Source organism: Acinetobacter sp. SFB (assembly GCF_001647545.1).
In the GTDB taxonomy this organism is placed as follows: Bacteria; Pseudomonadota; Gammaproteobacteria; order Pseudomonadales; family Moraxellaceae; genus Acinetobacter.
Genome location: NZ_LSZH01000012.1, coordinates 324,093 through 336,476, shown reverse-complemented (window position 1 = coordinate 336,476; position 12,384 = coordinate 324,093). Strand labels below are relative to the sequence as shown.

At 41.2% G+C, this 12,384-nt stretch carries 13 protein-coding genes; 6 read left to right on the top strand and 7 right to left on the bottom strand.

Going from position 1 to position 12,384, the window contains the following annotated elements:
* Positions 1-14: 14 nt before the first annotated feature.
* The 6 genes from benC to AY606_RS08860 form a co-directional block, all read right to left on the bottom strand.
* On the bottom strand, positions 15-1,031 hold the full coding sequence (gene benC / locus AY606_RS08885; protein ID WP_067867217.1) for a benzoate 1,2-dioxygenase electron transfer component BenC: 1,017 nt from the start codon (positions 1,029-1,031) through the stop codon (positions 15-17).
* Between the two features lie 80 nt (positions 1,032-1,111).
* A complete protein-coding gene (gene benB, locus AY606_RS08880) occupies positions 1,112-1,603 on the bottom strand; it encodes a benzoate 1,2-dioxygenase small subunit (protein WP_067867216.1) in 492 nt (163 codons plus the stop codon).
* On the bottom strand, positions 1,600-2,985 hold the full coding sequence (gene benA, locus AY606_RS08875) for a benzoate 1,2-dioxygenase large subunit (protein ID WP_067867214.1): 1,386 nt from the start codon (positions 2,983-2,985) through the stop codon (positions 1,600-1,602). Before benA ends, benB begins: the two co-directional genes overlap by 4 nt.
* An 81-nt stretch (positions 2,986-3,066) precedes the next feature.
* The gene (gene catA / locus AY606_RS08870) at positions 3,067-3,987 is read right to left on the bottom strand and encodes a catechol 1,2-dioxygenase (protein ID WP_067867212.1); all 921 of its coding nucleotides are present in this window, start codon (positions 3,985-3,987) and stop codon (positions 3,067-3,069) included.
* 165 nt (positions 3,988-4,152) lie between these two features.
* Entirely contained in the window at positions 4,153-4,443 is a 291-nt protein-coding gene (catC, locus tag AY606_RS08865) for a muconolactone Delta-isomerase (RefSeq protein WP_067867210.1), read from the bottom strand.
* A 15-nt stretch (positions 4,444-4,458) separates the two neighbouring features.
* Positions 4,459-5,568, bottom strand: coding sequence for a muconate/chloromuconate family cycloisomerase (locus AY606_RS08860; protein ID WP_067867208.1), 1,110 nt, complete (start codon positions 5,566-5,568; stop codon positions 4,459-4,461).
* Between the two features lie 115 nt (positions 5,569-5,683).
* Here AY606_RS08860 and AY606_RS08855 point away from each other — a divergent pair, with 115 nt between their 5' ends.
* The 6 genes from AY606_RS08855 to AY606_RS16860 all read left to right on the top strand — a co-directional run bounded on the left by AY606_RS08855 (position 5,684) and on the right by AY606_RS16860 (position 10,583).
* Positions 5,684-6,598, top strand: coding sequence for a LysR family transcriptional regulator (locus AY606_RS08855; protein ID WP_067867206.1), 915 nt, complete (start codon positions 5,684-5,686; stop codon positions 6,596-6,598).
* Positions 6,599-6,919: 321 nt separating this feature from the next.
* The gene (locus AY606_RS08850) at positions 6,920-8,293 is read left to right on the top strand and encodes an MFS transporter (protein ID WP_067867435.1); all 1,374 of its coding nucleotides are present in this window, start codon (positions 6,920-6,922) and stop codon (positions 8,291-8,293) included.
* A gap of 77 nt (positions 8,294-8,370) precedes the next feature.
* On the top strand, positions 8,371-9,615 hold the full coding sequence (locus tag AY606_RS08845) for an OprD family outer membrane porin (RefSeq protein ID WP_067867205.1): 1,245 nt from the start codon (positions 8,371-8,373) through the stop codon (positions 9,613-9,615).
* A gap of 77 nt (positions 9,616-9,692) precedes the next feature.
* The gene (locus tag AY606_RS08840; RefSeq protein WP_067867203.1) at positions 9,693-10,103 is read left to right on the top strand and encodes a flavodoxin domain-containing protein; all 411 of its coding nucleotides are present in this window, start codon (positions 9,693-9,695) and stop codon (positions 10,101-10,103) included.
* On the top strand, positions 10,039-10,356 hold the full coding sequence (locus tag AY606_RS16105; protein WP_155858151.1) for a hypothetical protein: 318 nt from the start codon (positions 10,039-10,041) through the stop codon (positions 10,354-10,356). The genes AY606_RS08840 and AY606_RS16105 overlap by 65 nt, the downstream gene beginning before the upstream one ends.
* An 83-nt stretch (positions 10,357-10,439) precedes the next feature.
* On the top strand, positions 10,440-10,583 hold the full coding sequence (locus AY606_RS16860; RefSeq protein ID WP_502692116.1) for a hypothetical protein: 144 nt from the start codon (positions 10,440-10,442) through the stop codon (positions 10,581-10,583).
* A gap of 338 nt (positions 10,584-10,921) precedes the next feature.
* Here the strand turns inward: AY606_RS16860 and AY606_RS08830 are convergent, their stop codons facing one another.
* A complete protein-coding gene (locus tag AY606_RS08830) occupies positions 10,922-12,331 on the bottom strand; it encodes a short-chain fatty acid transporter (protein WP_067867199.1) in 1,410 nt (469 codons plus the stop codon).
* Positions 12,332-12,384 lie beyond the last annotated feature (53 nt).

Sequence of the window (12,384 nt, the reverse complement as noted above, 5' to 3'; positions counted from 1 at the left end):
GATGGATTCCCGAATTAGTTTGCAGAGAATTTTTCAAATAAGAAGCTTGCAGGTTTAACACCTTCCGCATCTAACCAGCCACGAACAGCTTCCACCATCATGACAGGACCACACAGATAGATATCGACATCACCTGCATTTAACCAGTCATTTTCAATATGACTCGTTACATAGCCTTTACGTTCATGCGCAGATTCTGGGTTGGCAATGACTGTGCGATATTCAAACCAAGGGAATTTTTCTTGAAGTTCATTTAGTTTTTCAATTGCCACCAAGTCAAAGTCATTGGTTACACCAAACACTAAACGTACAGGGTGTTCTGAACCTTTTTCTTCTAACACTTGCAGCATTGACATGAACGGTGCAATACCTGTTCCACCTGCTAACATAAGTACAGGACGGGTCACAGGGCGTAAGTAAAAACTGCCAAATGGACCGGCGAAAGTCATTTTGTCACCGACTTGGGCAGTGGCACTTAAAAATTCGCTCATTTTGCCATTCGGCACGTTACGTACGACAAAACTTGTTAAACGGTTACCCGGTTTAGAACTGAAAGAATAAGAACGGGTTTCGTCAGTATTCGGCAGTCCTACATTCACATATTGACCTGCGAGGAAGTGAATGTCAGGTTGACCTTCATCTAGCTGAATATCAAAAGTGATGGTTGAGTCGGATAATTTTTCAACACGCTCAAGCGTACCTTGGAACTGGTGAATTTCTGTTTTACATACTTCAGATGATGCCTGAATTTGAAATACTGCATCAGAAGTCGGGCGGCATTGGCATGCCAAGATATAACCTTCAGCGGCTTCTTCAGGCGTTAACGCATCTTCAATATAAGTTTCTTCAGGCATGTCAAACGAACCTGATTCACAAAACGCACGACACGTTCCGCAAGCACCATCACGACAGTCCAAAGGGATATTAATCTTTTGACGGTATGCAGCATCAGACAAGGTTTCGCCTTGAACGACATTAATAAAACGTGTAACGCCATCTTCAAATTGAAGTGCAACATTTAGGTTTGACATGGCTAGAATCCTATAAATATTTAAAACGGGTGATAACCTTCAGCCAATATTCCATTTAGCTGAAGGCATGTTGCAGGTTTTTAGAGGTGGTAAATATCAATGACTTGATTGATATAATCGTTTTTCAGCACCACGTATTTGTTTAAGATTTTGAACTGCTCGCTTGAGCAATCAATCACATAACGTGACATGCCGAAGTAGCTGTAATTGGTTTTATAACGGAAACTTAGAGTATTCCAGTTAAAACGCACAGTCACTTGATCACCGTTTTGCTCAACAATTTCAATGTTACAAATGTTGTGGCTGGTACGGGTATCGGGCATGGTTGCAGAAGAACGTTCAGTCTTGATACGGAATACACGATCTTCTAAACCTTGACGGTCAGGATAATAAATCAGGGAAATTTCAGACTCAGGGTCTGAAGTCAGTTTATCATCATCGTCCCAAGACGGCATCCAGAATTCTGCTGATGGGGCATAGCACTTTAACCAGTCATCCCATTGTTCATCATCCAGAAAACGAGCTTCTTGATAGAGGAATTGAGCGATTTTTTCTAAACTAATCGTGCTCATACATTTTCTCCTTCAGTTGCAGCAAGTTCTTTTTCAGAAGTAATCGCGTCTTTCATCAGATGTAACCAGTGTTCATGCTGAGCAAGATACAAACCTTCATCTTCAGTTTTAATGCCTGAAAGTTTTGGTTTTAAACCAATTTCATTGGCTGCATCATCCGGACCTTGAATCCAATGCTTAGAACCGCGGCTCATATCATTCCATTCAAGCGCAATACCTGCATATCCGGCTTGGCATGCACGGAATTCTTCCAAGTCATCTGGAGTTGCCATACCTGAAGCATTGAAAAAGTCTTCATATTGGCGAATACGGCGTGTACGCGCTTCTTTGTCTTCACCCACAGGTGCGATACAGTAAATGGTGACTTCAGTCTTAGAGGGAGATAAAGGACGAAGTACACGAATTTGTGAACCGAACTGATCCATGAAATAGACGTTTGGATAAATACACAGGTTACGAGAGCGCTCGATCATCCATTTCGCCATGGCAGCACCGAATTTCTCGGTATATTCTTCTGCTTTCGGGAAGTTTGGACGGTCTTCAGGATTGCCCCATTGTGTCCAAAGCAGCATATGACCATTGTCAAAGCCGTAAGAACCACCGCCTTGTTTGCCCCAAGAGCCGGCACTCATTGCGCGAACATTATCACCAGCTTCTTTTTCTTTACGCTGTTGAGTTGTAGCTGCATAGTTCCAGTGAACGGCAGAAACGTGGTAACCATCGGCACCATTTTCGGCAGTAAGCTTCCAGTTACCTTCATAGGTATAAGTAGACGCACCACGTAAAACTTCAAGACCTTGATCAGACTGATCAACAATCATATCCATAATTTTGGTTGCTTCACCAAGATATTCTTCTAGCGGTTGAACATCTGGGTTTAAGCTGCCAAACAAGAAACCTTTATAGTTTTCAAAACGGGCCACTTTCTTAAGATCGTGGGAACCTTCTTTGTTAAAGCAGTCAGAATAGCCTGCATCAGCAGGATCTTTTACTTTTAACAATTTACCCGAGTTGTTAAATGTCCAACCGTGGAATGGGCAAGTATAAGTTGCCTTGTTGCCTTTCTTATGACGACAAAGTTGTGCGCCACGGTGTGAACAGGCATTGATCATTGCATTGAGTTCACCAGCACGGTTACGTGCGATGATGATCGGTTGGCGACCCATATAGGTCGTGTAATAATCATTATTATTCGGAATTTGGCTCTCATGTGCCAAGTAAACCCAATTGCCTTCAAAGATATATTTCATCTCTAAATCAAATAAGGCTTGATCTGTGAATACTGAACGATGAAGCTTAAATTCACCTGTTTCATAATTTTCAACCAGTAATTCATCAATGCGATCAAGATGGCTGGTGTTAATTACAGGAATACGAGGCATGTCCGTTCTCCGACTTTCCAAATTTAGGCAAGTTGCCGAGATGTCATTAAATTGACATCTCGGCTCCTTATGATGAGGTCATTAAGCGCTTGCGCGACGACGATCAATTTCAGTGTTAGGTGCAGCTGCTTGTTCTTTCACAAGTTCAACATTGAACTGAATGTGTTTGAATGCTTTATTCAGACCACGTTTTGCAATTTCAGTTTCGTCTGTTACATCTACAGCTGTTGCAACTAAACCGTCGCGAGTTGCGAATGCAAAGTCGTCCCAAAGGTATTTGTCGCCTTCAATGTTAAATTGAGTGGTCAACTTACGGTAGCCTGGTGCAGAGATGAAATAGTGCACGTGAGAAGGGCGGTTACCATGACGGCCAAGTTTGTCTAAAACAAATTGAGTCGTGCCTTCAGGAGGACAGCCATAACCTACTGGCATGGTAGTTAATGCGGTATATTGACCATCGGCAGCTGTAATGATGCTGCGACGCAAGTTAAAATCAGATTGTGCTTTATCAAAGAACGAGTAGTTACCTAGGCTGTTAGCATGCCAAATTTCAACTTTAGCACCTTCAACAAGGTTACCTTGGGTATCTGTTACTGTACCTTCAATGATTAAGGTATCGACTTTATCTGATTCAGAACCGTCATCCATACGAGCAAAGCTTACCGATTCAGGTGCGCCAGCTACATATAAAGGGCCTTCAATGGTACGTGGTGTACCACCAGTAATACCTGCTTTGGCATCTGCTTCGTCTGCACGTAAATCTAAATAATGCTCTAAGCCTAAACCAGCCGCTAACAAACCAAGTTCATTGGCTTGACCTGCATCAGTAAGATACTCAAGACCTTTCCACAATTCAGTTTGTGAAATATCAAGGTCTTCGATCGCTTGGAAAAGATCACCCAATAAACGTACAACAACCTGTTGTACACGTTCATCTACAGGACCTGTCGCTGTGTCGACATTCATTTTTTTTACAAGTGCATCAATTTCTTGGCGATTCATACTATTGCTCCTGAAGTATGTATACATTTTTGAGTGGCAGGCTTTTTAGCATTTATTTTGGCTGGCTAAAGCTGGCTGGCCACAATCCTTGTCAATTGCCTTTTAAGGGGCGGTGCGCTTCTGCAGAAGGTGAATAAACTCTCACCATGTTGCATATTATTAAGATTAGCGATCGTCTTCATGAATAGAAGAAGGATGACGGTTCAGCGGCATGACTTCAATATTCATATATGGATATAGCGGAAGACCTTGTAAAATATTGTGGAGTTCTTCATTGCTCTCAACATCAAAAATACTGATGTTTGAGTACTGGCCGGTAATGCGCCAGATATGACGCCATTTACCTTGACGCTGTAAATCATGCGAATAAGCCTTTTCAACCGCTTTAATTTCGCTGGCTTTATCAATCGGCATATCTAGCGGAATATTTACATCCATACGTACTTGGAAAAGCATATCTAATTCCTTCAATTACTGACGACGTAAGTTGTCAATTTTGTCTAAATCCAGTTCGATACCTAAACCTGCTACAGTTGGCAGAACCAACTCAAAGTTTTGATATTGAAGAGGTGTTTTTAAAATTTCTTCAGTCAGTAGCAATGGACCAAATAACTCTGTGCCATAGGCTAAGTTTTCGAAAGTTGAAAACACATGCGCTGAAGCAATCGTACCGACTGGACCTTCAAGCATGGTGCCGCCATATAGATCAATGCCTGCAAGTTTGGCAATTTTTCCAACTTCGCAACCTTCAATCAGACCACCTGACTGTGCAACTTTGACTGCAAATACCGATGCACCATTGTTGCGGGCAATTTGATACGCACTCTGCGGACCGTTTAATGATTCATCCGCCATAATGGCAATATCAAAACGACGGGTTAAACGCTGCATGGCATCCAGATTTTCAATGGCACACGGTTGTTCAATCAGGTCAACACCGCCATCTTGTAACAATTGAATACCTTTAATCGCTTGTAGTTCTGACCAGGCACGATTGACATCGACACGGATCGAGATATCAGAACCTAGGGCTTTTTTAATTGTCAGCACATGCTCGACATCCGCTTCAACAGAACGCGAACCGATTTTGAGTTTGAATACGTTGTGACGTTTCAGCTCAATCATTTTTTTCGCTTCGGCAATATCTTTATCAGTATCACCTGACGCCAATACCCAAAGTACAGGCACGCTGTCACGTAGACGACCGCCTAAAATTTCACTGAGCGGTAAACCTAAACGTTGTGCCTGAATATCCATGAGCGCAGTTTGAATCGCGCATTTAGCAAAACGGTTACCGTTAATATGACGTTTTAGGATTTGAATGGTTTGAGCGACATTTAGACCTGAAAGTGATTTCAGTAATGGGGCAAAATAAGTTTCAATATTGGTTTTAACGCTTTCCGGACTTTCATCCCCATATCCCAATCCGCCAATCGTGGTCGCTTCGCCCCAACCGGTAAAACCGTCTTCAGTCGTGACTTTCACCAACACTAATGTTTGGGTTTGCATGGTTGCCACCGCCATCTTATGCGGACGGATGGTTGGAATTTCAACAAGCAATGTTTCTATGGATTTGTACATCTTTAAGCTTCCCAATCTTGCTTTGTCTATCTCATGTGGTATACCTTAAAAGAATAAAGATATGCTGTCTAAGATCAAATTTGCATTTTAATATGCTTTAAAGGTATGGCTGATTATGGAATTAAGACATTTACGATACTTTGTTGCCGTCGTTGAGGAACAAAGCTTCACCAAAGCGGCTGAAAAACTGTTTATTGCCCAGCCTCCTTTAAGCCGTCAGATACAAAACCTAGAAGCAGAGCTCGGTATTCAGCTTTTTGAGCGTGGAAGTCGACCTTTAATGACAACTGAAGCAGGACAATTTTTTTATCAACATGCTGTTAAACTTTTGTCTAATGCTGAAGAGATTAAGGCGATGACCCAACGGGTGGGGATGGTCGAAAAAACTGTTACGATGGGTTTTGTTGGTTCTTTATTGTACGGTCTATTGCCAAAAATCGTGTATTTATTTCGTCAGCAACAACCGCATTTGAAAATTGAACTGATTGAAATGAGCACCAAAAATCAAATTCAAGCACTTAAAGAGGGACGGATAGATGTAGGCTTTGGTCGACTGCGCATTTCTGATCCTGCCGTAAGACGGATCCTTTTGCGCGAAGAGCCCCTCATGGTGGCGGTACATTCTAGCCACCCACTGGCCATGCAAAAGCAAGGTGTTTTTCTTACAGACATTGTCGATGAGAACCTGTTTTTATATCCAAGTCATCCCAAACCTAACTTTTCTACTCAAGTCCGCTCTCTTTTTTCCGAATACAGCTTAGATCCAAAAAGTCTAAAAGAAGTTCGCGAAATTCAGTTGGCTTTAGGCCTGGTTGCTGCAGGTGAAGGGATTTGCGTGGTTCCGGAAAGCGCTAGAACCATACAGTTACCGCACTTGCACTATATTCCGATCCTGGATGATGCTGCAGTTAGCCCGATATTTTTGGCGATTCGCAGTATGGATGAAAGTGATGATATCCGTTCATTATTTGACTGTATTTATCAGGTCTATGATTTAGAAGCGATTGGTTACGACCGTGCCGTGATTTAACAGATCAGAACTAATTTCCCTATATTCATTAGAATTATTATCCTAAAAATTACTCGACTATTTTTAATAACATGCCTGCTGATCAATATTTTATATTTGATCAGCAGGCATTTTTTTCAGCACAACAAAGCTTGAAATAGAAAATAAAATATCATAATCAACCTTATATAGTTTCTGCATATCTATAAAGTATTGTTTTGGCTTTTAATATGGCTCGTCTTACTTTTAAGGTATGAATATATATGCAATCGGTTTTGGACAATAAAATCACTTTGCTGCATTGTGGCTACAAATCTAAAGATTCATATGCAGGAGCGCAAAGTGAATACCAACAAATTGAACATAAATACTTTAGTGGATGAAGCCAAATTTACGCCTTTTCATTGGGGAGTGCTGATTTGGTGTTTAATGATTATTATTTTTGACGGTTATGATCTAGTCATTTATGGCGTCGTTTTACCTATTCTAATGCAAGAATGGGCACTCACTACAGTACAGGCAGGTTTACTCGCCAGTACCGCATTATTCGGCATGATGTTTGGTGCAATGAGTTTCGGCACTCTCTCAGACAAGCTGGGTCGTAAAAAGACCATCATGATCTGTATCAGCATTTTCAGTGGCTTTACATTTCTAGGTGCATTCGCAACGACACCGACCGAATTTGGAATTTTACGATTCTTGGCCGGACTAGGCATTGGTGGGGTTATGCCAAACGTGGTTGCGCTGATGACCGAATATGCTCCTAAACGTATTCGCAGTACCTTGGTTGCCATTATGTTCAGTGGTTATGCCATTGGTGGTATGGCTTCAGCATTATTGGGTGCTTGGTTAGTACCCACTTATGGCTGGAAAATCATGTTCTATCTTGCCAGTATTCCTTTGTTTACTTTACCGTTGATTTGGAAATTTTTACCAGAATCATTGATGTTCTTGACCAAAAAAGGTGAAACAGAACAGACTCGTGCAATTGTGAAAAAAATTGCTCCTGAACAAGAGATTGGCCCACAAACGACCTTTATTCTGAATGAACCTACGGTGGGTGATGAGGCACCATTACGTGCTTTATTTCAACAAGGCCGCATGTTCAGTACCTTAATGTTTTGGGCAGCCTTCTTTATGTGCTTGCTCATGGTCTATGCATTAGGCAGCTGGTTACCGAAATTGATGATTCAGGCTGGCTATTCATTGGGTGCAAGTCTGATGTTCCTGTTTGCCCTGAATATTGGCGGCATGATCGGTGCAATTGGTGGCGGAGTTCTAGCAGATAAATTCCATTTAAAACCCGTGCTCACCACTATGTTTACTGTCGGTGCGATTGCTTTAATCTTGCTTGGTTTTAATAGCCCACAAGCGGTTCTTTATGTTCTGATTGCCATTGCTGGTGCAGCAACCATTGGTTCACAAATTCTACTTTATACCTTCGTTGCACAGTTTTATCCAACCGCAGTTCGCTCGACAGGTATGGGATGGGCATCAGGAATTGGACGAATTGGCGCTATTGTTGGGCCAGTCTTAACCGGTACTTTATTAACCTTTGAATTACCGCACCAAATGAACTTTCTAGCCATAGCGATTCCAGGAATTATTGCAGCGATTGCTATTTATCTGGTGAATTTGAAAGCTTCTGTAGATGGAGCACAAAACGTCAAAAAAGATTTAAATCAAGAAACTTTAGTTAAAAAAGTTGCGAACTAAATTAATGGAAAACTGACTAAAGCTTAAAACCTTTAGTCATAAAATTAATAAATAAGGATTAAATTCAAGGGAATATTATGAATCTTAAATTAAAACCTCTTTTGGCTATTATGATTGGAAATATGGCGCTGTGTAATGTGGGCCATGCTGAAAGCAATGAAAACCAATTTAAATTAGTGTTAAAGAATGCTTTTATTGAGCGTAATTTTGATAATGAAAACCTTAAAGATCCAGGAAGTTGGTCGCAAGGGATTTCAGGATTTTATCAATCTAAATATATTCCTACCGTTTTAACTATTGCAGACAAACCGATTGAACTTGGTCTAGATGCTTCACTGCAATATGCTGTACGTTTAAGTGGTGATCGTCATATTGATGATACGATTCTGCCCTTTAACAAAAATACTCAAACGCAAGATCGTAACTTCTTTAAGTATGGTGGAACATTCAAAGCCAAATACGACACCACTGAACTTAAAATTGGTGAATTGTGGCTAGATCTACCGATTACTTCTGTCGATGGAAGTCGCCAATTACTCAGTTCGTATTGGGGTGGACAAATAAAGTCCAAAGTAAACGATAAACTTGCACTTGAATTAGGCCGTGTTACTCAGGTTTCACCGCGCTATGAAGAAGGGTTTCATGAATTTTCAGTGACCACAAATGGTGTTAGAAATTATTCAGATGCACTCAATTATGTTGATTTAAAATATGATGTTACGCCAAACGTCAAAGCAGAATATTACTATGGTGATTTAGAGGATTTGTACGACAAACACTACCTTGGCTTAGAGTATTCATGGAAAAATGATTATTTAAAATCTCAAACACGGTTAAAATATTTTAGATCTCAAGACTCAGGTGATGCTAAAGCAGGGGAAATTGACAACCACAATATAGGATTACTAGAGAAAGTTTCTGTCGGAAATCAGACGTTGGGATTAGGCTATCAGCAAATTTTTGGTGATACCGGTTATCCTTTACCTGATGGTTTCTTGCCAGAGTTATATTTTATTAACTGGAATACGACAGGATTCTTTAAAAAGGATGAGAAGTCAGTTCATTTGTTATATGGCTATAATTTCAAAGACTATGTACCTGGTTTAAATACATTAGTTAAATATGTATATGGTACAGGTTTTAAAGATGCACAAGGTCGTGATAACCATGAATCAGAAACTAACTTTATTTTGTCTTATGAAGCGCAAAATCCAAAATTAAAAGGCTTGGCATTCCAATGGTTATATATCAATTATGATGTTGAACATGGCAACTCTTTCCAAGAAAATCGCGTGCTAACAACTTATACAAAGAAATTTTAATCAGTCCTATAACAGATTGATTGTATAAAAAATCCCAGTTTTCACACTGGGATTTTTTATACACAAATACTGCACGCATGGCTGTAAAAAACATCTTTAGCCATCCCACTTTAGATCTTTCCCACCAGTCTTATGCCATCTTGGCTTTAGGTGATAAACCCTATACGCATTTTTGCCGTTTTGGACAAGCCTTAGCTCAACATCTAAAACAGCATCAGGCGAAAGCTTTATTTAAAATCGTCTGTGTCGACCATTTGAAGCAAGCAGATTTAAAGCGCTGGACACAAGGTTTAGAACAGCTCACGCAGCAACAATTCACTCCTGTTGAACAAGCGCAAAACTGGTGTGCCTGTATGTTAAAAAATCGGGTGTGCTTAAATACAGGGAGCCAAGGCAAGCCGATTTATCACATTCAACTGTCTTATGCGGAAACCACAACCTGGTCATCTGGCGATATTACTAGAAGTTCAATGTGGCAATTGGCTTGAAGATAGACAGGCCTTTTTACAGGCACAGCAACAAATAGTTAATCAAGATTTATTCGCGGCATTACAGTTGAAAAATTTAAGCCAAATGCCCAAAAAGTTGCCGAATGAATCTTTTAATGATTGGATTCAGCGTTGTGATCTGTTGGCCATTCGTGAATATTCAATCGCCAGTCTTCCTCAACAAGGACGTGTTGAATTGGTGATTAGACAGGAAAAAACGGCAACTGGCTTAGGTTTGGGTGGGGTTGGCTGACTGAATATGCGACGGGGGGCCAAAACATACTGGCCAGAATTCGTTCTCATCCCGCCTTCCATTTAAAACCCACCCAAAAACCATTGATTTTAATTGGCAATGGGACAGGCATCGCAGGCTTGGTCGCTCATTTGTCGCAAAGACAGCAATGGAATGAACCGCAAAACTGGCTGATTTTTGCTGAGCGACAACAGCAGTTCGATCATCTTTATAAGGAGCAGATTTAACTGTGGCAAGCGCAAGGTTTTCTGCCTGAAGTGGATTATGCATTTTCCCGTGATCAGGCTGAAAAAATCTATATGCAGCATATCTAGCAGCAAAAATCGGCACAGCTTTTAAGTTGGGTTGAAGCGGGTGCCACCATATATGTTTGTGGCAGTTTAAAAGGCATGGCGCAAGAAGTGGAGCAAACCCTGTTAAGTGTTCTCGGTGCTGAACAATTAGAGCAGCTAAGAATCGAAGGGCGTTATCAACGGGATATCTATTAAAGTCAGGTTTATTGAGTGAATCCAATGAGTCATGCAAAAGGGCATGTTGACATGCCCTTGATTTCTATATTGTAGGATTAAAAAGTAGGGGGCATATAGGTGAGGGTTCGCCCTAAGATCCATAATAAAAACAATACCAGGGGAACATGGAAAATTAGCTGGGTCACGGTAAAGCCAATCACATCTTTGGCTTTGAGTTTTAAAATGCCCAACATGGGTAACATAAAAAACGGATTGATTAAATTGGGCAGGGCTTCAGCGGCATTATAAATTTGTACTGACCAACCCAGATGGACTTTTAAATCATGCGCTGCCTGCATCACATACGGCGCTTCAATAATCCATTTTCCGCCCCCAGAGGGAATAAAAAACCCGAGAATGGCTGAATAGATCCCCATCACAATGGCAAAAGTTTCTTTAGAGGCAATCGAGACAAAAAATTCCGCAATATAGTGAGACAGGGACAAATCTTGTGCATTCATCGCACTGGTCATAATGAAAGCAATACTGCCATACAACGGAAATTGAATCAGTACACCCGATACCGCAGGTACGGCCTTGGACACGGCATTTAGGAAATTTCGGGGGGTGCCATGCAAGGCAATTCCGAGCATTAAAAAGATAAAGTTATAGGTGTTCAGACTAGAGATCGCGATAATCGGATTGCTTTTGGTAAATTCATTAAACATCCAGATCAGACCCAACGCGACAATGAGAATACTTAAAATGGGAGAATTTTCCAGCCAGTCTCCTGGTCGTTTGCTTGTCTGAACTTCTTTCTTCTCATCTTCAAACTGAATAGGAAAATCATCCAGAGTCTTAATGCTATTGCCTTTTGGCGCTGACCAGAAGGCAATCGCGATCGAGACAACAATTAGTACGCCAGTCATAATCATCGACTGCGGCAAAAAGATGGTTTCAGTGAAAGGAATCACGCCGGTTAAGTTATAAATTGGCTCAGGCAAACTGGCTTTATTGGCTTGTAATTGTGCGGCGGATGAACTGATGCCCAGTGCCCAAGTCGCGCCCATGCCTATAATGGCAGCAGCGGCAGCCGCGCGATAATCCATATTCAGCTCTTTGCGCTTTGCCAAGGCAATCACCAAAAGAGCGGTCAACACTGTACTCATGGCCCAGTTAATTAAAGAAATACATAAACTGACAGTGGCGACCATGACAATGGCATTACGACCGGAAGTCGGAATCTGCGCCATTTTTTGAATGAGCAGTTCTACAGGTTTGGAGACGGAAACCACATAACCGACCACGATCAACATACACATTTGCATGGTAAACGGAATCAGGCTCCAAAAACCGTTACCGAATGAAATGGCCACATCTTGCACAGATGCACCGATACCCATGGCAGCAATCGCGACAATCACCACACCTAAAAGCGCAAAGATATAGGAATCGGGAAACCATTTTTCTGACCAGTCACTGACTTTCAGGGCAAAGCGTTGCAAGATGTTTTGCGAGTTATCCATACTTTTAATTTCCTTTTATAGTTGAAACTCTTGTTTTTAAAGCAGGCAAATCT